This is a genomic window from Gynuella sp. (genome assembly GCF_050297175.1).
Taxonomy (GTDB): Bacteria; Pseudomonadota; Gammaproteobacteria; order Pseudomonadales; family Natronospirillaceae; genus Gynuella.
In genome coordinates this window covers 143122-169693 of record NZ_JBNKSF010000035.1, presented here as the reverse complement: position 1 = coordinate 169693, position 26572 = coordinate 143122, and the positions used below count along the sequence as shown (strand labels likewise).

The 26572-nt window shown below is 47.3% G+C and carries 20 protein-coding genes and 1 tRNA gene; 7 read left to right on the top strand and 14 right to left on the bottom strand.

Annotated elements, in window-relative coordinates; translation table 11 throughout:
• Window positions 1-100: 100 nt before the first annotated feature.
• The 8 genes from ACQY6I_RS13895 to ACQY6I_RS13860 form a co-directional block, all read right to left on the bottom strand.
• Window positions 101-415: an AzlD domain-containing protein gene (locus ACQY6I_RS13895; RefSeq protein ID WP_428242093.1), complete on the bottom strand. Its 315-nt coding sequence runs from the start codon at window positions 413-415 to the stop codon at window positions 101-103.
• Window positions 408-1124: an AzlC family ABC transporter permease gene (locus tag ACQY6I_RS13890; protein ID WP_428242092.1), complete on the bottom strand. Its 717-nt coding sequence runs from the start codon at window positions 1122-1124 to the stop codon at window positions 408-410. Before ACQY6I_RS13890 ends, ACQY6I_RS13895 begins: the two co-directional genes overlap by 8 nt.
• Window positions 1121-1945: a helix-turn-helix domain-containing protein gene (locus tag ACQY6I_RS13885; RefSeq protein ID WP_428242091.1), complete on the bottom strand. Its 825-nt coding sequence runs from the start codon at window positions 1943-1945 to the stop codon at window positions 1121-1123. The genes ACQY6I_RS13890 and ACQY6I_RS13885 overlap by 4 nt, the downstream gene beginning before the upstream one ends.
• Before the next feature lie 106 nt (window positions 1946-2051).
• Window positions 2052-2771 carry a hypothetical protein gene (locus ACQY6I_RS13880; RefSeq protein ID WP_428242090.1) on the bottom strand — a complete coding sequence of 240 codons (720 nt, stop codon included), beginning with the start codon at window positions 2769-2771 and terminating at the stop codon, window positions 2052-2054.
• Window positions 2768-3703 carry an aminotransferase class IV gene (locus tag ACQY6I_RS13875; protein ID WP_428242089.1) on the bottom strand — a complete coding sequence of 312 codons (936 nt, stop codon included), beginning with the start codon at window positions 3701-3703 and terminating at the stop codon, window positions 2768-2770. Before ACQY6I_RS13875 ends, ACQY6I_RS13880 begins: the two co-directional genes overlap by 4 nt.
• 184 nt (window positions 3704-3887) lie before the next feature.
• Window positions 3888-5162: an ATP-binding protein gene (locus tag ACQY6I_RS13870; RefSeq protein WP_428242088.1), complete on the bottom strand. Its 1275-nt coding sequence runs from the start codon at window positions 5160-5162 to the stop codon at window positions 3888-3890.
• A gap of 587 nt (window positions 5163-5749) precedes the next feature.
• The gene (locus ACQY6I_RS13865; RefSeq protein WP_428242087.1) at window positions 5750-8179 is read right to left on the bottom strand and encodes an aminotransferase class I/II-fold pyridoxal phosphate-dependent enzyme; all 2430 of its coding nucleotides are present in this window, start codon (window positions 8177-8179) and stop codon (window positions 5750-5752) included.
• A 643-nt stretch (window positions 8180-8822) separates the two neighbouring features.
• On the bottom strand, window positions 8823-10328 hold the full coding sequence (locus tag ACQY6I_RS13860) for an alpha-N-arabinofuranosidase (protein WP_428242086.1): 1506 nt from the start codon (window positions 10326-10328) through the stop codon (window positions 8823-8825).
• A 660-nt stretch (window positions 10329-10988) separates the two neighbouring features.
• Here ACQY6I_RS13860 and ACQY6I_RS13855 point away from each other — a divergent pair.
• From ACQY6I_RS13855 to ACQY6I_RS13845, 3 genes are all read left to right on the top strand, one after another.
• Window positions 10989-13271, top strand: a complete 2283-nt coding sequence (locus tag ACQY6I_RS13855; protein ID WP_428242085.1) for a T6SS phospholipase effector Tle1-like catalytic domain-containing protein — start codon at window positions 10989-10991, stop codon at window positions 13269-13271.
• Window positions 13258-13878, top strand: a complete 621-nt coding sequence (locus ACQY6I_RS13850) for a DUF2931 family protein (RefSeq protein WP_428242084.1) — start codon at window positions 13258-13260, stop codon at window positions 13876-13878. The genes ACQY6I_RS13855 and ACQY6I_RS13850 overlap by 14 nt, the downstream gene beginning before the upstream one ends.
• Window positions 13879-14000: 122 nt before the next feature.
• A complete protein-coding gene (locus tag ACQY6I_RS13845) occupies window positions 14001-14675 on the top strand; it encodes a DUF2931 family protein (protein ID WP_428242083.1) in 675 nt (224 codons plus the stop codon).
• Window positions 14676-14822: 147 nt separating this feature from the next.
• On the opposite strand, the gene ACQY6I_RS13840 is transcribed toward ACQY6I_RS13845, so the two are convergent.
• Window positions 14823-15641 carry a helix-turn-helix transcriptional regulator gene (locus tag ACQY6I_RS13840; protein WP_428242082.1) on the bottom strand — a complete coding sequence of 273 codons (819 nt, stop codon included), beginning with the start codon at window positions 15639-15641 and terminating at the stop codon, window positions 14823-14825.
• A gap of 98 nt (window positions 15642-15739) precedes the next feature.
• Here ACQY6I_RS13840 and ACQY6I_RS13835 point away from each other — a divergent pair, with 98 nt between their 5' ends.
• Complete coding sequence (locus ACQY6I_RS13835) at window positions 15740-16627, top strand: SDR family oxidoreductase (protein ID WP_428242081.1); 888 nt, start codon at window positions 15740-15742, stop codon at window positions 16625-16627.
• 740 nt (window positions 16628-17367) lie between these two features.
• Here the strand turns inward: ACQY6I_RS13835 and ACQY6I_RS13830 are convergent.
• The 4 genes from ACQY6I_RS13830 to ACQY6I_RS13815 form a co-directional block, all read right to left on the bottom strand.
• On the bottom strand, window positions 17368-17619 hold the full coding sequence (locus ACQY6I_RS13830; protein WP_428242080.1) for a hypothetical protein: 252 nt from the start codon (window positions 17617-17619) through the stop codon (window positions 17368-17370).
• Window positions 17620-17654: 35 nt separating this feature from the next.
• Entirely contained in the window at window positions 17655-17936 is a 282-nt protein-coding gene (locus tag ACQY6I_RS13825) for a hypothetical protein (protein WP_428242079.1), read from the bottom strand.
• 43 nt (window positions 17937-17979) lie between these two features.
• Window positions 17980-18056, bottom strand: a tRNA-Met gene (locus ACQY6I_RS13820).
• Window positions 18057-18146: 90 nt separating this feature from the next.
• On the bottom strand, window positions 18147-20858 hold the full coding sequence (locus ACQY6I_RS13815) for a DUF349 domain-containing protein (protein ID WP_428242078.1): 2712 nt from the start codon (window positions 20856-20858) through the stop codon (window positions 18147-18149).
• 248 nt (window positions 20859-21106) lie between these two features.
• Here ACQY6I_RS13815 and sbcB point away from each other — a divergent pair, with 248 nt between their 5' ends.
• On the top strand, window positions 21107-22543 hold the full coding sequence (sbcB, locus tag ACQY6I_RS13810; protein ID WP_428242077.1) for an exodeoxyribonuclease I: 1437 nt from the start codon (window positions 21107-21109) through the stop codon (window positions 22541-22543).
• A gap of 77 nt (window positions 22544-22620) precedes the next feature.
• Here sbcB and ACQY6I_RS13805 read toward each other — a convergent pair whose 3' ends face one another.
• Window positions 22621-23367, bottom strand: coding sequence for an enoyl-CoA hydratase (locus ACQY6I_RS13805; protein ID WP_428242076.1), 747 nt, complete (start codon window positions 23365-23367; stop codon window positions 22621-22623).
• Window positions 23368-23733: 366 nt separating this feature from the next.
• Here ACQY6I_RS13805 and ACQY6I_RS13800 point away from each other — a divergent pair, with 366 nt between their 5' ends.
• Both ACQY6I_RS13800 and ACQY6I_RS13795 read left to right on the top strand, forming a co-directional pair.
• Window positions 23734-25242 carry a fumarate hydratase gene (locus ACQY6I_RS13800; protein WP_428242075.1) on the top strand — a complete coding sequence of 503 codons (1509 nt, stop codon included), beginning with the start codon at window positions 23734-23736 and terminating at the stop codon, window positions 25240-25242.
• A gap of 177 nt (window positions 25243-25419) precedes the next feature.
• Window positions 25420-26427 (top strand): hypothetical protein, encoded by a 1008-nt coding sequence (locus tag ACQY6I_RS13795; protein ID WP_428242074.1) that lies wholly within the window; start codon window positions 25420-25422, stop codon window positions 26425-26427.
• Window positions 26428-26572: the final 145 nt, after the last annotated feature.

Genomic DNA, 26572 nt, shown 5'->3' with positions numbered 1-26572 from the left:
TGTCCTTATTCTTTCAGAGTAAGGCATCCACATTGTTTAGGTGGGTGTCGATGTAAGTTCAATGAGACATCCACGTAATCTGCAAGAATTTCTCAGAATATTATCCCAGCCAAAGACTGATTCCATAAGTTACCAGCCCAACCAGAATGGTCAGAAACATATGTTTGGTCAGCAGTGATGTTGCGAAAGCACACAGGGCGGCAACCAGGTAGTGGTTTTCCAGGTTGATGGCAAGTATCCCATCCCGATAAAGGGTTGCCTGTATGATGATGGCGGTGAGTACGGCCACTGGTACGAATTCCAGTGCTTGTGTGACCAGCGGCGGCAACTGAATCCGGCCGGCGAGAGCGAAAGGCAGGTAGCGCGGACCGAAGGTCAGTGCCATCATGCCGGCGATCAATAATACCTCATACATGTTGCACTTCCGTTCGAGTTTTCGAGTTGATTGTGACACCTACGATAATTGCCAATGCGCAGCTGAATAAAAATCCTAGTTGATATGGCCAGTGAATGGTTAGTCCAGCACTGACGGCAGCAGTCAGTGCACAGGCCCAGTGGCTTTTGGTTTTCAGTAACGGCGTGACAATGCCTATAAATGCCACGACCATGGCGACATCCAGCCCCCATTTATTTATATCCGGAATCCGTTCTCCGGCATGAATGCCCACCCAGGTAAAGAGTTGCCAGTTGAGATACATAAAGAGGGCGGATCCAAGGTAGTACCAGAATAAGCCCGGAGATTTGGGGTACTTTAGTCGACGATTGGTAACCACGGCAAAGGTTTCGTCCGTCATCCAGAATGATAGTATCGGTTTTGCCCATCCAGCCAGTGTGTGCATATCGTTCATCAGTGACGCCGAATACAGCAGGTGTCGTAAATTAACGATGAACACGGTAATTAGCACGATAGGAAATGCTGCTGCAGAAGCGAGCAGGGATATGGCGATAAACTGTGATGCACCGGCGAATACAAATATTGACATGGCCATAGTAAAGGTGGCAGAAAAGCCTGAACTAATGGCCAGTGCACCAAATACCAGGCCGAAAGGCATGGCGGCGATGACTAACGGAATAGTGTCTCTGGCTCCGGACAGAGCAAGAGATAAACGGACTTTATGGTTCATAAGGTAATGCTGTGTTGATATTGACCCGGCGTAATACCGGTTACAAATTTAAAATGGCGATTAAGATGGCTCTGATCGCTGAAGCCACAATCAAGTGCGATGGTTTTGAGCGGCTTTTTCTGTCTTAACATGGCTTTGGCGCGCTGAATGCGAACCTGAATCTGATATCGGTGTGGGGGCAGTCCCGTGGTGCGGGTAAACAACCGGACCAGATAGAACGGATTCAGATGTACCAGGGCCGCCAGATGCTCTAGTGAAATATTGTCGGCAAAGTGTTGTTGCAGATAATCGGCGACAAAACGCACGGCCACCGGCTGGTGTTGTAAATGGGTAAGCTCAGGGCGACGTTTGCCGAAGTTTCGCAGCAGCTGGGTCATGGTGATGTAAAACGCTGTTTCCCGCTGTAGCGTGTTAGTGGATTCCCGAAGCGTATTAAACATCTTTCTGAGCAGTTCAGCCATGTGGTTATCGTGCTCAACGGCATGTTCAAACCATGGTGCGTTTTCCGGGCCGGCGAACTCCTGACTAAGAGCGGAAAACACATCAACTGTCGGATAACAGGCCTGATATGCCCAACCATTTTCGGATGCCCGGTGGCCGTCATGTACCTGATCAGCATTCACCAGAATAATACTGTTCCTGGCGGCAATATGGTTGCTGCCAGAGCGCCAGAATCGCTGTGCTCCCTGTTCAATTACGCCGATGCAATAACCTTCATGGACATGGCGATTAAAGCGCTGCCGATGGAACCGGGCGGTCAGTATTTCGGTATTGTGAAGATCTGTGGCGACCTGATAGCTGGCTACTTCCGCTTCTTGCATATAAACACCCATTGTCACTTGCACTGAATCATAGCATGGCAATATGCAGGTGTTTTGAACAAAATTGACCTGTTGCCAGACCATTCAAGGCTCTGGCAACGATATGCTATTTCAGGGCATGAGCCGCCAGGTGTTCATAGTAGGGCAGGGCTGGTTGGAGGATTGGCTGCAGGTTGGCGGGCAGTATTGGCAGCTCCTCTTCCGGTGGCGCAAAGCCTGTGCTTTTCCATACTTCCGGATACCAGTGAGGTGCCCAGGCCCCATCACTGGCATGTCCACCAGCAGGCCAAGTTAGCATGGCTGGATCATACGGTAGATTGATTGCACGGCAGAGTTTCTTAAGCATGCCGGCTGGATCACGACGAATATCGCTGGAGTCAATGACGACAGGGGAGTGACCCTGGAGAGTGCTGATTTCTTCAAACAGACTGGCCTGCATTTCAATACCAATGTCTTCGAGGGTCGGGTTTTCACGTTTTTTAGCATAGCTGGCAATGACCCGTGCTGGGTGGCGAATCAGGAATACGTTGACCACGTCGGTGATCCAGGCTCTGGGCATGGTTGCGATCATGTGGTGGGGCATGTGTTTTTGATAAAACACGGTTTTACCTTGCGGAATCTCCCCCAGACAACGAGCAGCGACGATATCCGGGTTGGTTTCCTCCTGGGCAAAGATTTCTGCCAGCATCGGATCCTGGCGTCCGCTTTGTTTTAAAAACGGGGCATAAAATGGTTCATCCCAGACGGCACAGTCTGCCCGTGCAGCAAATGAATACATCATGGCCGTTGAGAGGTTGCGTGGGCCCGACCACATGGCGATTCTCACGATTGACACTCCTGTTCAATAAGCCCTTGATAAAGCTCGCGGATTTTACGGGTCATTGGTCCAGCCTGACCGTTACCAATCTGTTTGCCATCGATGAGGGAAACTGGGGTTTGCGCTCCAAAGGTGCCGGTCAAGAATGCTTCGTCTGCGCCATAGGTTTCGAACAGTGAAAAATTTCTTTGATAGACTGAAATACCATGACTCTGGCACACATCAATGACTTTGGCGCGAGTGACGCCGTTCATGCAATAGTCCCCGGTGGATGTCCAGACCTCGCCTTTGCGAACGATAAAAAAATTGCAGGAGTTGGTCGTGTTCACAAAGCCATGAGGGTCAAGCATCAGTCCCTCATCTGCACCGGCCTGTTCCGCCTGCAGGCAGGCAAGTACACAATTCAGTTTTGAGTGCGAATTGTATTTGGCATCCTGCGACATCGGGAGTCCTCTTACCTGCGGCACCGTGGCAAGTTTGATACCCCGGTCCAATAGTTTGGTTGAGGGTTTGGAATGTTCCAGAATAATAACCACAGTCGGGCCGGTGCGTGACAGGCTGGGATGCTGAAATGGTTTTACTTTCGTACCACGGGTGACCATCAGGCGACAGTGGACATCGGTGGTCATTTGGTTGGCTTCAGCGGTTTTGGTTAATGCATCCAGTACATCTGCGCGGCTCATGCCAATATCCAGGGAGACGGCCTTGCAACTGTCGAACAACCGGTCCATGTGTTCCTCGAAGAAAGCCCATTTGCCGTTATACAGGCGCATACCCTCCCACATTCCATCGCCCAGTAAAAAGCCAGAGTCATATACAGAGATTTTGGCCTGGTCACGATGAACAATCTCTCCGTTGATGAATATTTTGATATCCCGGTTACGGATATCTTCTTCTGAGTCATGTGCCGTTATTGCTTGCTGATCGTCTGAATACGTCATATTGATTTTATCCTTGGCTGAACATCAGGCCAGCATAAACAGCTTGTAGATGCTAGGCAAATAAAGGGAGTCAGACGACATGAGCGATTGTTTGTGAACGTAGAAAAGAGGTATTTACAGGAAATCAGGGAAGGGCAACTGGCTCTCAACATAGAGCCACGGGTTCAGGCGGTTGAATAAACGCTTATGAACTTTCCGCAGCAGTCAGTTTGGGTGCGTAACGATTCAGAATCGATTTCAGTTCCTGCATCCGAATGGGCTTGTGGAGATATTCATTCATGCCGACTGCGAGACATTCTTCAATATTCACTGCCTCGGTATTCGCACTTAAAGCAAGAATTGGCAGTGTATTTTTTGAAAAAGTTTTGCGGATCTCACGGGTTGCCTCAATACCATCCATTTCCGGCATCATGATATCCATCAGAATCAGATCAAACTGATCATGTTTGATTTTCTCAAGGCATTCAAGGCCGTTTTCGGCCAGAACAGGTTGGTGTCCGGTTTTTTTTATTAGCCGGGTAATTACCAATTGATTGGTTTTGTTATCTTCGACCAGCAGAATGTTGAGGGTAGTATCGGATTCTTCCGGTTCATTTTCTAAAACAACCTTCGGAGCCTGAGCCGGCTGGAGCGGAATGGTAACTGTAAATGTGGATCCTTCGCCTACTTTGCTGGCCACCTCAATGGACCCGTCCATTTTATTAATCAGTCTGTTTGTAATCGCCAGTCCCAGACCGGCACCTTCATGCTTGCGTTTGAGAGAACTGTCCAGTTGTACGAACTCACTGAATATCAGGCTCTGCTTATCTTCCGGTATGCCAATGCCGGAATCCGACACCGTTAAAACCAGCATATTTTTATCAGCCTGCCAGTAACTGGTAATGGCAACATCTCCTTGATCACAAAACTTGATGGCATTTGAAATCAGATTGTTCAGAATCTGTTTAATTTTTAATGCATCTCCCAGTAGATAGTTTTGGGGATCAATATGGCAGGTCGAGTTGAGTGTAATGTTCTTTTTATTGGCAATGGGCAAAAACGAACCAAATATCTCTGACTGAATTTCGCTGGGGTTAAAGGGGGCAGAATTAATATTGAAATTGCCGGATTCGATCTTTGAGAAATCCAAGACTTCATTAAGCATATTCAGAAGTAACTCAGATGATTCATTGACTATTTTAAGTGATTCCAGTCGTTCTTTATTTTTTTCATCTTCAATCAAAAGGCTCATTGAACCGATAATGCCATTCAGTGGTGTTCTGAGTTCATGAGAAATATTCGCCAGAAACTGAGATTTGGCTTTGGAGGCTTCTTCTGCTTGTTGCCTGGAAACCTCCAGTGCGGCCTGGGTTTCTATCAAGCGTTTATTCTCTTCCTGCAATTTAACATTCGTGTCAAATAATTCTGCATTCACCAGAGTAAGTGATCTTGCGGCTGACTTTGCTACAAATGGTGACATGATTAGTTTTCGAATCCCGGAAAGCCAGCCACCTGTTTTGGGAACCTGAAAGTGATAGAGGCATCCATCTTCCTGTTCAAAAATATTAACATCTACAGGGGGTAAGCCATATATTGTTGGTAAAATTCTGATTACCCCCATGCTTGTATAATAGAATTGCCAAATTGGTTTATATCCCTCAGCTAATTTGAACTTTAACCTGTAGTTATTATCAGCATCTGAGCTGATTTCATAAGAGATACAACTTATCGCTTGTCTGGTCGGGCTTTCACTTGAAGGGCGATGCATCCATTCATAAAATTCAGGTAGAGTAAATAAAAATCGAAACAGCAAGAACAACGGTTTATATTGAGGTGTATCTTTTATTTGTTCACCCATATGGATTAAATCTGTCTTTGAATACCCAAGCCAATCCGTCAGGTTATTCATAATAATCGATAGTTGGTCCCATGAGATGCGGTTCTGAGTATTTTTCAAAGTTTCTATGTTCAGGTCAGTGCCTTGAAGTAGCTTTGATGTCTCCAACTTATCATTTTGGGCGATTCTTAAAATTGGAGTTATCATTTGGCATGATACTTCTTTGCTCTCTAACACGTTGCTGTTCCTGAGTGAGTAAAATTACTTTTTGAAAGAGACTCTAGTGTTTCCATCTGGTAGTTACTGGTTGTTCGGAAAAGTGCAACAATAGGTACAGCGACAGCTCCCATTCTCTTTTTTTCTAAGGAGGCGGTGAGCCCATAGTGTACTTTTTTCAGACCCATATTTTGTGCATGTTTAGCTGAGAAATACAAGCAAGCTCGAAATGCTCCGGTTTCTCTGTATTTTGATCTTACACCTAGTAATATACAAAACAGCTCCTCACCCGAGGCCTGAACAAACATACATGCAGCTGGATTGTTTTTATATCTTAACTCCAGGCAACTCCAATATCCTTCGTTCACCGAGGCTGATAATAATTCTCGTGGTAGTGTAAAGCTAGAGATCTCTTTTGCATTTTGCTGTTGCTCTAAATACATATCAAAAAATAAATCTAGTTTGCTTTGCTCTATTTTGGGTATCTCATAAAGAGAGTAGTCATTTAAATAGGGAAGAATGTTTTTTTTCCAGTGCTTTCTATAGTCTCGTTTTAAAGAAGACAAATATTCGGTTGTTGCAAAATCATCTATATTCTCCAGATAGTGAGTGTCAGGCAGTTTCTCGACAAGAAAACCTGTGTTCGCGATATGTTTAACTATCCACGAATCCTTAGGAAAATCTCTTAAGGTTAATATTTCTGCCCTAAATTTCATCTGCATATATTTGATTTGCTTCAGAAACAGATTTAATGCCTCTTTTTGCTGCAAGTGATTTTCATCGAGATACATATGCGTACCTTCGGTAATCGGTGAACCCAGCATCAGGCAACGGCTGATAAAGGTGCTTGGGTCCTCTTGCCTTTGGCGATTGGCAAGTTCACTTAATTCTGGTCGAGCAAACATGTCAGTTTTTATATCGCAAACGGTCATAAACGCCAATAGTATGGTATGTCCCTGATTGTCTTTAATTGTTATATATTGAAAAAGCCAATGGTTATGGTCGATATCCTGTTGTTTGGTGACAGAAAAAACATTTTCCAATAACGTCAAGTTGCTAACCCCTGTAGTGCCTTTGAACACGGGTATCTTTTCCCACTTTTCTTTAATGTCCTGAATGCTGTAGGCAACATTGAACTGTAATTTTGACTCCTGAATATAGGGATAGCTTTTAATAAACTCGCTCTTTCTTGGTTCTGGCAGTTTGAAGGCATTGGAGACGGCTTCACTGGTGACATTTTCCTCGGCCAAAGCCAGTGGATAATGGTGGGTGATTCTGCTGACAAGCCTTTCAATATCACCATATGTTATATGGTTGGTAATGGTAAACCGTACACCAGTATTTGAAAGAGGAACAGCGGGAAAGAGACCAATATTGACGTAAAACCCGTCATTATGAAGTCTTTTAACCAGATTGAACCCTGCATTGGGCTCGCCAACTCCGATATAAAAGACAGGGGCATCTGAGTTGGCAACATCCGGAAGGTTGCTTTTTTGAAGCAGTTGTCGACAGTAACTTATTCTTTCTCTGAGGTTATCCTGAAGTTCGTTAATATCACTCGACAGATGAATTTTTGCAGAAGCAATTGCTGCGCCGAGTAGGGGGGGTTGTATTGGCCCGGAGAATAACAGGCTTCCACCACAGGTACGTATTTTTCGTTGCATTTCCCGATTGGGCAGAATCAGCAACCCTCCAGCGCATCCAAAGGCTTTGTTGAGACTAACGGTTAATACCATTTGGGGGTGATGTTCACGATGCCCTCTGATGCTCCCCTTACCACCTTGTCCACACCAGCTCATGCCATGGGCATCATCTGCATACAAGTAAAACTCAGGGTATTTGTCCATCAACTCGTATAGTTCGTCGATCGGGGCCAAATCACCATACATGCTGTAAACCCCATCTATGCAATACCAAATTTTTCCTCTTGTCTGGCGGTGTTTTCTTATAAGTCGCTCTAAGTGATCCAGGTCGTTATGGCGAATCATTTCTATTCGTTCGCCCTGGGCTTTTAGTAATTTACAAGCACTCTGTACAGATGCATGTACCTGGTGGTCAAGAACTATAAGGTCTCCTGGCTTAATAATCACCGGAAGTGCTGATATATGTGCGAGAGTTGTAGTGGCCGTTACGATCACCGGGGCAGAGAACAGTTGGCTGAGCAATGTTTCCAATTCTGTATATTGTGCAGAAGACAAATAAGCTCTTGATGATGAAAATTGTGTGCCATATTGATAAGTAGCATCTACACAACCCTGAATAACTCTTTCATCTCGCTCAAGGCCCAGATAGGAGCAGGATCCGAAGTTAATCATTTCTTTATGGTTTATGTGTATTAGTCTGCCATCTAGCTGATTATCCTCAATGCTTAGTTGAAGAATTCCTTTTTCTTTTGCCAGGGTAAGAATTTGATCGGTAAGGTCTGTCACACTTTGCTTTGCCATGATAACTAAATCCTCTACAGCTTGTCTGTTACATGGGTAAATGTATTAGTTATTATTTATATGAGTATGGTTTCTGGGTGAGATGAATGCTTTTTGATGTGTTTTGCAGTATTTCATGCTTATCTTATTCATTTAATGAAGCTTTATCTGGTGCGTTTATTGTGAATATTTAATGATGTTTATATCTCCCTATGCCATCGAACATCAGTATAGGATATCCGACTATAGTCGGTATCCAATGAGCCTGCTACCTTAGTATGAGAATATGTGGTAAATGTGGATTTAACATTTTGTTACTGAGGCTTTTTTGTGAGAAGTGTTTATTGCGATATTTTGGATACTAGAGTCACGTTGTCTCTAATATTAGGCACTTTTCCTGCCATCAGCCCTTACATCTTATAAGAGAATGCGATGAAAAAATTTCATTCAACACTATTTATTGTGTGGAATATGAGGATATGAGCGAAGCGGTGTTTACTGACTAAGAGGGCAGGGTTAATCAGGTGTTTATCATTGTTGGGCGGCGATTTATTGGTGCTGCCTAAACGGGTGCGTTCAAACATGACCTGTAGAATCTGAAATCGTTTTCAATTGTGGGTTCTGAAACTCTCCCGATAGGGATATACCGGGAGAGGAAAAGTCATTAGCGCACAGCCATTCGAATGACGTGGTAAGAGAGAGGATGCAATTGTCCTTTCAGGTGGTCATCTTCGATGCCAAGATGCTTGCCGGCAGAAGGCGAGACATTGTCAGGCGTGGCACCGCTGTTGGTGGCTTTCAGGTCGTGGCCTTCAAGGCATTGATGCAGCAGGATCCGGTCAACCGCATACCCTGTTAATGCGACATCCAACTCCATAGTTTCAGTCGGGTGACGGTTAACGGCAAATATGGTGATAGTGTCGTTGTCACGGGTTGCGGCAATGTCCAGGTATGGCACATCATCCGCGACTTCGCAGTCATAGGTGGGGCCACTGGTGACCACTTGCAGAGCCTGTCCACGACCATAGAGTGAAGCGAATTGATATGGCCAGTAGATGGTTTGTCGCCATGCGGGGCCACCTTTGTCCGCCCGGATGGGTGCAATGACATTGACCAGCTGAGCAATACAGGCGATTTTGACCCGATCAGACCGACGAATAAATTCGTTGAGCAGGCATCCTACAAATAGTGCGTCTTCAAAGTTATAGGTTTCTTCCAGTAGTTCCGGAGCCTCCGGCCAGTCCCACTGGCGTATTTTGGCGTCGTCTTCAGAGCGCCGGTGATACCAGACATTCCATTCATCAAAACAGATATAGACATCATTGCGGGCCCGTTTCTTGGCTTTAGTGAAGTCAATAATGGAACTGACCGCCTGAATGTAGCGTCCAGTGGCTTCGGTTTTGGCGAAAAAGTTCAAGCTGTTATTGGAACTATTGCCAAAATATTTGTGCAGGGATATGTAGTCGACGTTTTCATAACAGGCATCTAAAACTTCCCGTTCCCATTCAGGATAGGTTGGCATCTCGTCGCTGGAGCTGCCGCAGACAATGGTTTCGATGCTTGGGTCCAGGCCTTTAAGAGCTTTAGAGGTTTCATCTGCCAGCCGACCATATTCTCTGGCGTCTTTGTGCCCGATCTGCCAGGGGCCATCCATTTCGTTTCCAAGACACCACATTTTTACGTTATAGGGGTCCTCGACACCATGACTTCGGCGCAGATCTGACCAGTAAGTCCCCGATGTGTGATTGACATACTCTGCAAATTCTCTGGCATCCTGCAAGTTGCCGGAACCCAGGTTCACGGCCAGGATCATCTCCAGGCCTGCCTGCTCAGACCACCAGGCGAACTCGTTGATGCCGACCTGATTGGTCTCTTTTGAGCGCCAGGCCAGATCCAACCGAACAGGACGGTCTTCTTTAGGGCCAATACCGTCTTTCCAATCATAAGCGGAGACAAAATTACCACCTGGATAACGAATGGCAGGAATCTTTAGATCTCGTACCAGTTCGAGTACATCCTGGCGAAAGCCTCTGGCGTCGGCTGATGGGTGGCCGGGTTCGTAAATGCCGGTGTAGATGGCTCGACCCATGTGTTCGATAAAGGCGGAGTAGAGTCGGTCATCGATATTGGCGATGGTAAAATCGCGATGCAGAGTCGCTTTCACATGCATGAGGTTATCCTCTTATTATTGGAGACTACGAAGAATAACAATGGTGGCATTCATGATAGGAACTGACCAGACACCAGACGCGATCACAAAGGTTTTTGACATATAAAAAGCCGGATAACAATAACCCGATAAATGGAAATTCATCTCCTTGAGCGGTATAGGAATGACCGCACAGTCATCAGCGCATTCTGTGGAGTGAGCGTTTTACCTGGCCGTTCAGGAGTATATGGATTTTTTTAAGACGTACTTTCTGACGTAAATCCGCTATTGCGATGTTAAGGAAGTGGGGGTGGGGCAGCGAAACAGGTACAAAAGAACGTGTGAATTTCATCATAAAACACTTCTTCTATATTTGACGGATAGTGGGTTTATTGAGATAAGCCTTTTCATATTTTTACAGTTGCAGAGTAGGCAGAGAGTCTACTTGGGAGTCACCACAGAACAAGGACCGTTATCTCATATCTCAGGACATCAGCACCCTGCCGCAGACCATTAAAGACTTTATTCAACGCCAGGGTTATTCCCTGAACCCCTTATGTTGGGTCGCCACTTAATCAATACCCCGACGACGCTAAGGCATTTATCCCGGAACAGACCACGCGACATCTGTTTGTACTGGAGAGCAGTGGGCAACTGTCACTGCTTCGACAGCATGAGCCTTTGAGGCGAGGCACTGTTTATGAATTAGGACCACGAGAAGTTCGTGGTGCACCAAGGCCGGCCCAACCCAGAATCAATCTCGACAAACCGGTTCCGATCTGGACCGACAGCATCACCGACACCCTGCCTGAAGGTATACCCGGAGTCGAGGTGTTTGATAATCCTGATTACTTTGCCTGGTTGCAATACAGCTATCCGGATCAAAAGACCGGTGTATTGACAGATTATCGGATCACTACCGATACACAGACATTTCAAGGCAAGCTGAATGGCTCCACTGGCCAGTTATCGCTATCCGGCCCGGAGCAGATCTGTTATGACATCGGCACACCGGTCACTGCCGAACAATGGCAGCAAACTCGCGAGGCTTTGCAACAGGCCTGTGATGAGCTGAGCGAACAACGCCGTCATGCAACTCCTCTCGAAAGCTGGCCTGCAACGATTCAACCTCTGCATTTACTCCATACCGAAGTACTGCTTCCGGGTGATCCCAAACAGATGGATGCTGCCTTGTTTAACGATCAGGGTGCTCCGTTGGTATCGCTGTTTTCAACTGCTCAGGAGATCTGGGATTGCGGATACCAGCGCCCGGATATCTTTGCCCGTCGTTTAAGCCAGCAATGGAAAGCAGACAGCAAAACATTGTCCAGCCAATTGGGGCAGAGTTTCGGGGTACTTGCCCCGGATGTGCCGAGCGTTGGTCTGTGCCTGGTGGATCTGATCTATCTGCTGGATCACGAGTGTGAACTTCAGCCACTCAAAACAATGGCCGGGGAGTTCAGTGCCGAGGATCCGGAAGCCTGGGCCAAAGAGGTGGCATTGGTGGCGCTCATCAGTCATCGTGGCCGGCCAAGACCGGAAAGCCGCCCTGGGAATCAATCGCCATATTTTGATTCCCTTGGCAACATCGGCAAACAGCTCTATCGACTCGCCGAACAGCTGCGCCAACAAGATAAAGTGTTCACCCAGACAGAACAGCATAATTACTCGCTGCAGAAAATCCTCAAAGTTCCTCAATTGGGATCACTGTGGTGTTACACAGCACCGGTCAACCGTTCCAGACCCAAACGTATTTTAAGATTGGGAGTGTTTTTTGATGGCACCAATCAGAACCGCTACAACGATGCCCAACTACCGGATCGGGATATTTCCAATGTGGCGAAGATGCAGGATTTGTATCTGGAACAGACCATTGATCGGGCCTATGAAATTGTTACTACGCGAAAAATATATATTTCGGGGGTTGGTACCATTACAGGAGTACAAATCTTAAACGGTTATAAGGTCAAGGAGGATATGATCGGGCTGGGATTTGGTGTTGGTAAGGAGGGTGGTCAGGCGCGTATTGCTGAAGCATTGCAGCAGATCCAGATAAGAATCAAAAAAGACCAATATGATGAGCTTGTGTTTGATGTGTTTGGTTTTAGTCGCGGTGCAGCCTTGGCTCGGCACTTTATAAATATGATCAACCAATGGACAGCTGAATATCGGCCTTATGGTGTCCTAACTGCAGTGAAAGCATTTCCGCAGCAGCTCAGTGGCAGAGTTGCTTTTGTCGGACTCTGGGATACCGTGGGCAGTTTCTATTGGCCTGGTAACGATAAACAGGGTGAATTCAATTTGAATCTGAATGAGTCCAGCGCTGAACAGGTGGTGCATCTGGTGGCTGCCCATGAGGTTCGTCATAACTTTCCATCCACCCGAATTAGCGACGCCAAGGGTCGCTTGCCGGCAAACTTTACTGAGACCATTGTTCCCGGTGTCCATGCCGATGTGGGCGGCGGGTATGAAAATCCAACGCCCGGTGCCGCCACCAGTTTTGATGACTGGCGGGACTTTTATCGGGTTAAAAAGGTGTACGATGCCGGCTGGGAGGAATTCAGAGTGCGGCAGTTACAGCGGGATATTGAACGACGAGGCCATACTGTAATGATGCAGGGGACTCAGGTATATGAGCTGATTCCCATCCATAAGGAGTTATCCATCTATCCGTTACGACAAATGTACGATATAGCCAAAACGGCTGGTTTACCACTACGGGAAATCAAGCCCAACGAAACCGCCTATATGATCCCGGAGGATCTGGCCTGGTGCTATCAGAACTGGCAAAACAACGGTGCTGAACTCGATAACGCCAAAATCTATCTCGAAGATTATATTCATACCTCTGAGCGTGGTCTCAGTATTGTTAATACACCGGGTATTCTGTTTAAAAGCCGGCAGGTTTTCTCCAATCGGCCAAGGCTGGCCATAACCCCAAGGAAACGCCATGAAAATGCTTAAAGATTTCTGTTGGTTGATCTTACTGTCACTGCTACTCAGTGCCTGTCGGGCAGATGATACTTATAATTATGGTTTTGATACTGGGGGTTACGGTGGTAGAGGCTGGCCCATCTGGGTTGAAAAACTTGTGTTTAACGAGTCCTGGGGGGCTCCTGTGGGGGCACTGTCTGGTGGCAAGCCAGATACTTCTGCACGTCTTCCTGGTGGAGCGTCCGCTGTAATGGGCTATGTTCCGTTACCGCAAACCATACGGGCCCGTTGGTTCTCCTATCGGACACAAACATTTTATGAGGCGACTCTGGAGATATCGGAAGAAAAACGTACGCAGATCAAAGAATGGTTTGACCGGTATCCCAGAAAGAAATTCGTCCATAATCTGGTGACCGGTATCAGTGGTGAAGGCACCATGCAGGCGTGGTGGTTTGTAGGCTGCGTAAACTTTGGGTGCCCTGAGGAATATGAATCTCACTATTTTGAACTGGCCCCCCGCATTCAGGCGACCGTCGCCGAGGGGGATGCACGCATCCACAGTGCAGGTACCGAACAGGAGGTGGAAATGGGTAATCTGCCGCCAGAGGTATTGGATCTGATTCCTCCTGATTCTTGAAACTCGTTGCACAGGTTGAGCATGCGTAACCATTAAAAAATGATCAGCCTGCAAGTTTCTGATATGGAATTCATAGAGTGGCCTTACATTTTTCAGGCTGGCCGTAACATCAAGGAAGCATCATGAACATAATTAAAAACTTATGTTGGCTGATCTCATTGTCACTGATGCTCAGCGCTTGTAGGGCAGATGATACTTATAATTATAGTTTTGATACTGGTGGCTATGGCGGAAAAGGCTGGCCCATCTGGGTGGAAGAACTGGTGTTTAACGAGTCCTGGGGGGTTCCCGTTGGTGCGCTATCGGGTGGTGTATCCGATACATCTAAGCGCCTCCCGGGTGGTAAGGCTGCAGGAGCGGGCCATGTCCCGTTACCACAAACCATACGAGCCCGCTGGTTTTCCTATCGTACGCAAACGTTTTATGAGGCGACTCTCGATATCTCCGAAGAAAAACGGGCACAGATTAAGGAATGGTTCGAGCGATATCCCAGAAAGGGATACCTACATAACCTGGTGACGGGTATCAGTGGTGAAGGGACTATGCAGGCATGGTGGCTTGCAGTTTGTGTTAACTCTCTTGCTGGCTGTCCAAAGTATGAGCGAAATTACTTTGAACTGGCCCCCCGCATTCAGGCGACCGTCGCCGAGGGGGATGCACGCATTCACAGTGCAGGTACCGAACAGGAGGTGGAAATGGGCAATCTGCCACCAGAGGTATTGGATTTGATTCCCCTACCGCCAACCACTGATGGACCGCTTGGGCAGAGTCCGCTAAAACAGCAGAGCGGACATTAAAGAAACTGTTGTGATGGGCAGAATTTTTTCAGTCATCCCGCGGTTGGTTATAACACCTGGAAGCATTATGAAGTGCTATGCAGCTTGGGGACTTTCACTGTAACAGGGAGCAGTTATTGGTGGAGATGTGTTGCTGTGTTGTTCTGATTATTTAATTAAATCGAGGATTTTTTCATTGTCCGAGGGAGTGTGTGGTGTATAGACAATCAGACTCAGCTCCGGACTGGCAGATACGGCAAATGAAGAGTAGTTAAACGAAATCTCCCCGGCGAGTGGGTTATTCATCTGTTTTATGCCGTCATTGATATTGCCCACTTCGTGGGAGTGCCAGAATTCTGAAAAGTCTGTACTACGCTGACATAACTCGTTAATCAGCAAACGAGTACGATCATTCTCTCCCAACCTTGCAATGTCGGCGCGAAATGCGCTGACGATGAGTCTGGCGGTGTTTTGCCAGCCTGGATTATTCCGTCGCGCTGGTTTGTGCAGGAAAAACAGGCGCAGGATGTTGCGTTGATCCACTGGCACTTGTTGGTAATCGGTCAAGATGATGGTGGCGGCCTTATTCCATGCCAGTACATCCCAGGTCAGGTTGCGAATAATGGCTGGATTGGGATTCAAGGCATCGAGAATCAGCTGCAATTGAGGCTCTATGGTGGAGGTGTGGGTGTAGTCTGTTTCTGGTAAACGCCCCAATGTTGTAAGAAACAAATACTCTGTTTCTGAAGCGGTCAGCATTAATGCCCGGGCAATACGATCAAGCACCGCAGCTGAAGGAATTCCTCCCCGTCCCTGTTCAAGCCAGGTGTACCAGGTTACGCTGATGTTAGCCCTTTGCGCCACTTCTTCCCGTCTTAGTCCAGGTGTACGACGCCTGACCACCGAATAACCAAGTGATTTAGGATCAATCTGCTGACGTTTTTCCATTAAAAACCGGCTGAAGTGACTATCTTTTGTGGAACTCATTTGATCCTGTTAGTGGCTATACCATGATAAAGACACTACTTTAATGAACTCTTGTTCCTTCTACAATCCGTTACTGAATGTGTAATCGAGGATAAAAAATGAAGACGGTTTTTATGACGGGAGCGAGTGGTTTTATAGGTCAGGCTGTGGCGCAGGAGTTGGTGCATCATGGTTATAAGGTGATCGGATTAACCCGCTCAGAAGCAGGTGTTCAACAGCTCAGAGCGCTGGGGGTTGAAGCCTGTTTTGGAGATATCCATGAAACTGCGTCATGGGAATCTGCTGTTTCCAGGGCGGATGCAGTTATTCACACAGCTTTTAATCATGATTTTTCGACGTTTTTGGAAAATTGCCAGGATGACTATCAACTGATTCAGACGTTGGGGCAGTTATTAAAAGGCTCTGATCGTCCTTTGTTGGTGACTTCGGGTGCGTTTTTCACCGGACGGGAAAGAAATACACCAGTGGAGCATGCTCTGGAAAGTACAACCACATTCCCAAGAGCACTTTCGGATGAAAGTGCATGGCTCTGTGCCGAGCAGGGAGTTAAAGCAATGGTTGTGGGATTAACCCAGGTGCATAATCGCCACCGCTTTGGGCTGATTAGTTATCTGTTTGATATTGCGAAACAAACTTCTATGTCTGCCTATGTAGACCCTAGTGATAACCTTTGGGCGGGAGTGCATCTGAGTGATGCGGCGACGCTGTATCGACTGGTGCTGGAACGCGGTGTGCAGGGGGAAAAATACATTGCTGCTGCGGAAGAAAATATTTCCCTTTACCGCGTCGCCCAAGCAGTGGGAGATCGTTTGTCACTTCCGGTTACGGCTATCTCGCCACAACAGGCTGAGGCACATTTCCAATGGCTCGCGCATTTAGTTCAGGCAGATCTAAATGCATCCGCGTTGCAAACCAGGCAGCAATTGGGCTGGACGCCCAGTGGACCAGATCTGTTTGACGATTTGGCCAAGGCAGTATTGTCGTGACCGTTCAGGGTGAAAAAACAATGACACAATGGAAACAGCTGTAAACCTTATTTTGACGTAATTTTCCATGAGCTAAACTTTCCAGGCTCTTTTTTAAGGAATACCTCATTTCTCTAAGCTCCTCTGTAATAAGTGTTTTAGGGAGCTTCTGAAAAATGGCCTATTTTCGCGCAGGACATTGTCAGCCCCAGTCTCACATTCTCATTTACGCCGGTAAATTGCGGTGTTGCGCGTGGTGCCTCCCTGCCTGCATCAAAACTATTCCTATTTTCCAGAGGCCCCTTAGAGGTTTTTATAAAACGGATTGATGGCTGACAATCTAAACAGAAAACATGAGTCTTGATCATAAAAATGTAATTTGATCAAACAATTTGAATTTGTTCATATATTGTATTGTTGATTACTGAAAACAAAAAAATATATCACCTTGATTCCAATTAGCCTTTTTGACGCATATTCGAACTTTTCAACCGGTTCTGGTTATCCATAATTTATTAGGGTCATGAACGAGTCATTTATGTTTTTTTTGAGTTCAATAAGGTGATATAAAAAATATCTATAGATGGTGCATATTTGCTGTTTTTTTGAAAAGCATTAACCTCATTGATCTGCACTTATGGGGTTCATTAAAAATTGGTGCTTGTGCATTTGGTCTGGCCAAATGTTATTGATCATTTTTTTAAATGAAGGTTTTGAATAATTCTTTGCATGATATCGAATCCTGCTAAGGATTGATTTGATCAGCCAGATTTGAGCCGCAGCCCTTCAGCGGCTGCGCCGGATAAAGAGTTGAGCCCGACTGTTCTGTGTGAATTAAGCCCAGCGCTTCTGTTTTCATCAGGCATAAAAAAAGCCGCTATAAAAAGCGACTTTTTAAAATGTGGTAGCGTTTCGCGGCCAGCTTTGAACTGACGACCTTCAGCGGCTGCGCCGGATGAAGAGTTGAGCCCGGCTGTTCTGTGTGAATTAAGCCCAACGTTTTCTATTTTCATCAGGCATAAAAAAAGCCGCTATAAAAAGCGACTTTTTAAAATGTGGTAGCGGCGGTGCGACGTTTCGCGGCCAGATTTGAACTGACAACCTTCAGCGGCTGCGCCGGATGAAGAGTTGAGCCCGACTGTTCTGTATGAAGTAAGCCCAACGTTTCCGTTTTAGTCAGGTATAAAAAAAGCCGCTGTAAAAAGCGACTTTTTAAAATGTGGTAGCGTTTCGCGGCCAGCTTTGAACTGACGACCTTCAGCGGCTGCGCCGGATGAAGAGTTGAGCCCGACTGTTCTGTATGAATTAAGCTCAACGTTTCTGTTTTCATCAGGCATAAAAAAAGCCGCTATAAAAAGCGACTTTTTAAAATGTGGTAGCGGGGGCCAGATTTGAACTGACGACCTTCGGGTTATGAGCCCGACGAGCTACCAGGCTGCTCCACCCCGCATCATCGTTGTTGCTGTCTTGGCAACGGCTGCGAACTATACGGATCGGGTTGGATCTTGTCAACACTAACCTATTGAAAAAAAAGAATTTTTTATTCGATTTTTAAGTAAGTGTTACGAGCAGCCAAAAATCTCTCCTGAAAAGCCGGATCAATGGGGTGCATGGCATACCATTGAGTCAACAATTTAGAAAAGTCTTCCTGGTTGTGGTGATTTTGCGTCATACCCTGCTGCAGACGTTCCACCTGTATTTGCATTCTTAGACTGGCATCACTCTCAGGAGAGTCTAGTCCAGCCATGATTTCCATCAGTATCAACAATGATTGCGTGGTTTTGGCATCGGCAGCCTGGCGGTTGGAAACCGCTTTTACCACTGAGTCGGGGACATGACGCCAGGTGTGTGCGCTTACTTGGTCGATTGCTTCATCGCTCTGTATAAGCTGATCGAACAGTGACCACTCATCCACACGCACGCTTTTGTCTTTGCTGCTAATCAGGTGTTGCACTGCTTGTTCAGCAGTCTCCCAGCTTTTCTGCAGTGATGACTGATTCTGGCGCGGCAGGCGACCCAGTGCCGTAAACTCGTGGGAAAGGTGATTGATTTGCTGTTTCAATTCCTGAACCGAGAGTTGGTCGTTGCTCAGTAACTGTTCTGCCTGTTGTATCAACGCCTGTGCCTGTTCGCCGGCTTTGTCGAACTCTGCCTGCATCTGGCGGTTGTGTTCGTCACGGCGGCCGAACAGCTCGTCGCAGACTGCACGGAATTCTTTCCACAACTTCTGTTCTTCTTTACGCCAGGTCTTACCGGCTTCCTGCCATTCTTTTTGCAGCTCTTTGGCTTTATTGGTTGCCGCTTTAAAGTTGTCCAGCTCCAGCAATTCACGGGCTTTTTCAACAATGTCTTTTTTCTGCTCTTTCACTGCCTGGTATTGTTGATTCAATGTTCCCTGTATATCGCTCATGACCTTATCGAACGCCTGTTGTACTGGCTTGTTGGCCTGCCGCTCTACGGGCGAGTAAGTACGCCATTGTTGTTTGGCGACATTAATGGCTTTTTCGATGGCACTGAAGTCGGGTTGTTCCGGTATGGCCTGAAAAAAGGTGTTAAGTTCCGAGACCAGTTTTTGTCTTGATGCCAGGTTCCGGCGCCGCATTTCAGCCTGTTCTTCGAACCATTTTTTGCAGGGTTGATAAGCTTCCTGGGCAGCGGCATGGAACTTTTCCCATAACTCCTGATGATGCCCCTGACTGCCTTTACTAAGTAGTTTCCATTCATCCTGGAAGCGTTTGATCAGATTGGCGATGGCTTCCGGGTGTTGATCTGACCCCACCAGAGCCTGCATTTTATCCAACAGATTTTTTTTCTTCGGCAATACTGCGAAATCCTGCCAGTCCAGCAGTTTTTCCAGATCTTCGCTCAGCTGGGTGATCTGTTGTTTCAAAGACTGAGGAATGCGATCCAGATGACCTGCTTTTTCTTCGATGGCATGAGTGATACCGGCGGCTTGGCGCAGATGTCCCTGATTAATGGCCCAGTGACCTTTGCGAATGAGACCACGAATATGACCGATCTGTTGGTGCTGTTCTTTCTTGTATTGTTCTTGTCTTGCTTCGATACCTTTAAGAACGGTTTGCGCGTGCTGTACCACGACCGGTTGATTATCTGATGCCAGAAAATCGAGGTGATGGAGTATTTGATCCAGTACTTCCACGGCTGAAGATTCTGGATCCTGCTCGCATTGGTCCACCAGGTCGGCAAAACTGTCCAGACTGCGGAATGCCAGCAGCAGCTGTTCGTATTCGGTACAGAGATGGCTGAAAGCACGGAATTCTTCTTTACTGGCTTTTTGTTCTTCTTCGGTCGTGCGCCATTCATTTTGACTTTCGGTTAATACTTCATCTGCATGATTTAGCATTGCCTCGGTAATTTCCTCGCTTTCAATCATGGCGAGAATCTGATCAGTTAACACCTGGTGCAATGTTTTACGGATTTCGATGAAGCGGCCGGGTTCAACAACCGGTGTTGGAGCTTCTTCCACGGGTTCCGGCTCAACCGGTGTTTTGGCAAGTTCTTCCTCGGCAGCCTGCTGTTCCATGTGCTCGTCATAGGTTTTCTGAGCGCTGGTTAAAGCGTCGTCAAACTGTTGTTGTTGGGCTTCAGTGGGCTCGATGTCGAGTTCCTGCCATTGGAGTTGCAGGTTTTTGATTTTGCCATTGAGCAGTGGATCAAACGGCGTATTTGCGAGTTTTTCGGCAGTGTCGAGCAGCTGTTGGAGTGCCGCCCGGCGAGCGGTTTCGGCGGCCTGATGCTCCTGAATTTCGTTGAGCTTGTCTTTGGCAATCCGGTAAACGGTTTTATCTTTGCCTTTGGTGGCTTTGATCAGTTGTTCCAGAATATCTGCTTCAGTCAATAGTCCGGCGGCGGTTTTACGAAGCTCTGCAGTACCGCCTTTTATGGCCTGTTCACACAATTGCTGCTGGCTGAGGCTGGCCAGCTGTTGCTCCAATAGGTTCTTTTGTTTGGAAAAGGCAAGGATACTGAGGATCAGGCCAGTGTCTACGGTTAGCGCAGACAGTTGTTCCGGAGTCAGCTGTCCTTCGTCAATCAACGCCGCGAAACGGTTCTTGGCGGCTTTCTGCAAAGCTTCGTCAGACTGCTGGGCTGTGGTTAACAGTTCTGACGGATCGGTGACTGTCTTTATCTTTGCAATGAGAGTATCCGTCGAGGATGGGGCTGGCTGAGAAGGTTTTATTTCAGGCTGGGTCTGTTTTTTTTGTTTCTTAAAAAACTTGCTGATTACCATGCTGTTATGCTCCGTGTGTCCCAAGAAATAAAGGTATTTCTGGAGTTGGTTAGTTTGGGTTGATGATTTGTTTGTGAATCCGGTTTATGGCTGTTTCCATGTTATTTGTGATTCTTGTTATGGTTTGTCGAAGGAGATCCTGGCGATAGTGCGCTTATTTTGCAATAGTCCGCTAAGCACAGATTTGGATGCCAGCCGTTAATCTGTGGCATAGTGTACAACGACTGTTTGAAGAAAGGAGTACCCGATTGAGCGCAACTTTGCTTTGGTATGACTATGAGACCTGGGGAAGCGATCCCAGGCGGGACCGGGCCGCTCAGTTTGCGGCTGTGCGTACCGATATGGAGTTGAATCAGATAGGTGAGCCGATTGACATATTATGCAAGCCTGCTCTGGATACGGTGATTGATCCCGGGGCCTGTCAGATTACGCATATCTCGCCCAAAACCGCACTGGCGCAGGGGATGAGTGAACTGGAGTTTGCCAATGTGATTCAAGCGCAGATGAGTCAGCCGCAAACCTGTACGCTGGGTTATAACAGTATTCGTTTCGATGATGAGCTGACCCGATTTTTGTTTTACCGGAATTTACTCGATCCCTATGAACGCGAATGGAAGCATGGCAATTCACGCTGGGATTTACTGGATGTTGCGCGCCTGACTTATGCGTTGCGCCCTCAGGGTATTCAGTGGCCTACGGGACTGGATGGCAAAACCAGCTTTCGCCTGGAGTTGTTGACCCAGGCTAATGGTATTCAGCACGAGTCGGCGCATGATGCTGTAAGCGATGTGAAGGCAACGATTGCATTTGCCCGTCTGATCCGGTCGGTACAGCCCAGATTGTTCGATTTTGCTTTTTCGTTAAGGCAGAAACAAACAGTACAGGAACAGTTTGATTTTATTCACCGCAAGCCGGTGCTGCATATCTCTGGAATGTTTCCGGTGGAGCAGGGGTGTATGGCGGTGGTTGCACCCATTGGTGTTCATCCGCTCAATCGTAATGAAATCATCTGTTTTAACCTGGATCAGGATCCGGAACTGTTGCTGCAGTTAAGCGCTGAAGAAATCAGCCAACGTTTGTTTACTGCTACGGCAGATTTGCCGGAAGGGGTTGAGCGTATTGGTCTGAAGAGTATTCATACCAATAAGAGTCCGATGGTGGTTCCGGTAAAAATGCTGGATCAGGATGTCGCTCAGCGCTTTGGTTTTGATCTTGATCGTTTGCGCCAGCATGCGGCCAAGTTACAGCAGATACCGCATATGGATCAGAAAATCGCTGAGATTTACAGCCGTGAACCACTGCCCGAAGTCGATCCGGATGAGGCTTTATATGCCGGGTTTATTAACGATGCCGACAAAAGTCTGATGTCTACGTTTCGCAGCCTTGCTCCAGAGCAGATGGCGGAGTTTAGCGGACATTTCAGCGATGCCCGGTTGAATACGCTGGCGTTTCGCCTGCGGGCCAGAAACTATCCCAATACGTTGCAGGGAGAAGAAAAACAGCGCTGGCTTGAACGGTGTCGGGAAGTGTTTACTCAGCAGACCAGTGGTTGTCCGCGTACGGGTGAACAGGCTTTGGATCAGTTGCAGCAATATCGCCTCGAAAGTCCGGAAGATGAAGTTCTGTGGAGTGAGATTGAGCAGCACCTGCTGTTACAGCGACAGGCACTGCTAGGGAACCTCTGAAAAATGGCCTATTTTTGCGCAGGCCCTAGCCTGCATCAAAAATATTCCTGTTTTTCAGAACTTCCGTAGGGTCCTGATTATGATTTCTGAGTAAAAAAGCCGGCGAGTATCTGGCGGACTTCTTCGCTTTGTAGCCGCCGGCCGAATACTTCCCCTTCACGTTCGATGGTTTCAAGTGCCGTATGGATAGAGTGGTGCTTCAGCAGTGCTTTGCTCTGCTTGACGGCTTCGACCGGCAGTTTGGCCAGCTTCATGGCTTTTTGTTTAGCGGCTGTCAGATAGTGTTCGTCGCCGAATACTGCATTGGCAATGCCGAGTTGTTTGGCGGTTTCTGCGTCAAATATTTCTCCCAAAACCAGTAACTCAAACGCTTTTGCATGCCCTAGCATTGCCGGTAGCAGATAGGTGGAAGCGAACTCCGGCACCAGGCCCAGTTTGACAAACGGTAGCTGAAACTCGGCGCTTTCACCGCAATAAACCAGATCTGCATGCAGACAGATGGTCGTGCCAATGCCGACTGCAGGGCCATTAACTGCGCAGATAAACGGTTTGGGAAATTCCGCCACCGTTCTCAGGAACTGAAACACTGGGGCATTGGTGTTCAGGTCAGATTGCTCCAGGAAATCGGTTAGGTCATTCCCTGCGGTAAAGCAGAATGGCTGGCCATTAAGCAGTACCACGTGGATTCCGTCGTCCTTTCTGGCTTCAATCAGGGTATCGGTCAACTGCTGATACATGGCAGTCGTCAGCGCATTACGCTTCTCCGGACGGTTCAGTTCAATCTCAAGCAGAGTGTCCTGTCGGGTAATATGAATGTGGTTCATCGCTAATGGCTCCCGTTTATTATTGTGGATTCGGGGGAATGAACGCCCCCGGAGCATGATGTTGTTATAGCATGCGCGTTCAGCTGATAAAATTAAATGAGCCAGATCGGTGGAACCAGTAGCTTTTTTGATTATTGATGTGTTGTTAATGGTGGAGGCAAAACTCTCCATGTCTGCACATTCTTTGATGACAATCTTTAATGTAGTTGCCTGTGCTATTGATGTATGGCGGTTTATACTAGCCTCGAATTTGCTACCGTTGCATGGTTTTCCGGGACACCTCGACTGAAACTGGTCCTCCCCCGATTTATCAGGCCCAGGCAACCGGCAATGTCCAATATTGGCACTTCCAGACAGGAGTTATCCATGACCACTATTCAGCAGGATGATTTGATGCAAAGCGTCTGCGATGCTTTGCAATTTATTTCCTACTATCACCCAAAAGATTTTATTCAGGCTGTTCATCAGGCCTATGAGCGAGAGGAATCTCAAGCGGCCAAGGATGCTATGGCACAGATTCTGATCAACTCACGTATGTGTGCAGAAGGGCATCGGCCGATCTGTCAGGATACCGGAATTGTAACGGTATTCCTGAAAGTCGGTATGAATGTTCGTTTTGAAGGGGATATGAGTCTGGCAGATATGGTGAATGAAGGTGTCCGCAGGGCATATTTGCTACCAGATAATGTATTGCGTGCATCTGTCCTGGCTGATCCTGACGGAGCCCGTAAAAACACCAGAGACAATACACCCGCGGTGATCCATACCGAAATTGTTCCTGGCGATAAGCTGGAGGTTCATGTGGCCGCCAAAGGTGGTGGCAGTGAAGCCAAATCCAAATTTGCCATGCTGAATCCATCTGACTCGGTTGTGGATTGGGTATTGAAAATGATCCCGCAGATGGGTGCCGGCTGGTGTCCACCAGGTATGCTCGGTATCGGTATTGGTGGGACAGCAGAGAAAGCCATGCTGATGGCCAAAGAGGCGTTGCTGGAGCCGATTGATATCCAGGAGCTGATTGCCAGAGGTCCGAGTACTCGTGCTGAAGAGTTGCGCATTGAGCTGTATGAAAAAGTGAATCAACTGGGAGTTGGAGCTCAGGGGTTGGGTGGATTGACAACTGTGCTGGACGTTAAAGTCATGGATTGTCCGACCCATGCGGCCAATAAACCGGTGGCTATTATTCCAAACTGCGCAGCGACACGGCATGTGCACTTCACATTGGATGGTTCCGGTGTGGCAGAGTTGACGCCTCCGAATCTGGATGATTGGCCCAACATCACCTGGGATGCGGGTCCAACGGCATTGACTGTGAATGTCGATGAGCTGACGCCTGAAAAAGTGGCTGAATTCAAACCCGGACAGACGCTGCTGCTGAATGGCACTATCCTGACGGGACGTGATGCGGCACATAAACGTCTGGTGGATATGATTTCCAAGGGCGAAGAATTACCGGTGGATTTCACCAACAAGCTGATCTACTACGTCGGACCGGTTGATCCGGTCGCTGATGAAGTGGTGGGGCCGGCTGGTCCGACAACGGCAACCAGGATGGACAAGTTTACGGAAACCGTGTTGGCGAAAACCGGTCTGATCGGGATGATTGGTAAAGCTGAGCGTGGTGACATTGCCATTGATGCCATTAAGAAGCACAAATCAGTCTATCTCATGGCTGTAGGTGGAGCCGCATATCTGGTTTCCAAAGCCATTAAGAAAGCCAAAGTGGTTGCGTTTGAAGATCTCGGCATGGAAGCGATTTATGAGTTTGAGGTGAAAGATATGCCGGTAACGGTGGCGGTGGATTCCCAGGGAACATCCGTACATAAAACCGGACCTCAGGAGTGGTCTGCTCGAATTCAGGCCAAAAGTATCTGATTGTCAGTGATGACTAACCCGGTGATCTGATCATCGGGTTTTCTGCTTTCTACAGAGGTTGTTTCTGTTCTGGAAACCCTTTTAATTTCACATTCTCTGCTATCCTGAGTCTGTTTACTGGGCTACTCTTAAGCACGCTACCAAATTAATTTTGTTTGATAATAAATAAGGAATGCCATGTCCAGACAGCATTGGGTGAGACTGTGTTTTGCGTTTTCGGGTGTATTGTTGCTGGGGCTGATCGTCTTTTACACCACGTTGTTGACTCGTCAGAATAGTGTTCTGGTGGCAATCACTTTGGCCATTCTGGTATTGGTCCTGTTGTCTGGACTGATGGCAGCGGCTGGCAGCCGGACGTTAGGGGATCAGCTGCGTAAAGAACAGACTCGTCTGAAACGGATTCTGGAAGAAAATCACCTGACTGCCGAAAAGCTCGAATATGACGCGTCCACAGCGATTGCCCAGCGCCGTATGATGATGAAAGAGGTGGAGAATAAAGATCGTCTGCTGGTGCGTATGGCCGAAATTCTTGAGGCCGCTATGGATGAGCAGCAGCAGGAGGTTGCACAGTTGGCCGGAGTGGTCAGTGATGAATTTGTGAACCGGACTGAGCTTCTCAGTAAGTACGCGAAAGATCTTGGGGTGCTGGGATTGTTTCATCTCAATGAGCTTAAAGGTCCTAAGGAGTCTGTTCGCTTTGAGCATCTGCTAGAGAAAGAAATTGTCCGCCTTGAACCATTGTCTCAAACGTTTGGGGTAACGGTCGTGGTTGAAAATGAAGAAGAGCAAATCAATGTTTATGCTCACCGTGATCAGCTTGAAAACTTTACACACCGTTTATTGGAAACGGCAATACGGATCAGTGCCGGCACGCAAATCAATATTCACTTGATTTCCTATCATGATGCCGAAATGAGTGAAGTGGTGCGGATACAACTGGTGATGAACAGTCGAGAGCTGGATGCTTCTCAGCTTCAGCAATTATTCATGCAGTATTTGCAGCTCCAGGACTCTGATGGTAGGGATATCAGCCCAGGTCTGTCACCTGTGATTGTTCAGGCACTGGTCAAGTCAATGGGTGGACAGATCACACATGAGATTCGGGATGGCGGGCAGTTTGAGTTTCTGGTGTTGCTGCCATTGTTGTCCGAAACTTCTGATCAGCGGTCGGAAGATGTTTACTGAGTCAATTGAATCGAGTGGCAGGCAGAGCGGACTGATCGTCCGCACTATGTCGAATATGATGCCTGATAATCATGTGTACCAGGAATAATGCTTTGAAAATGGATTCAAGCCGGTCGTTTAAGGACTGCTGAATCCATTTTAATCT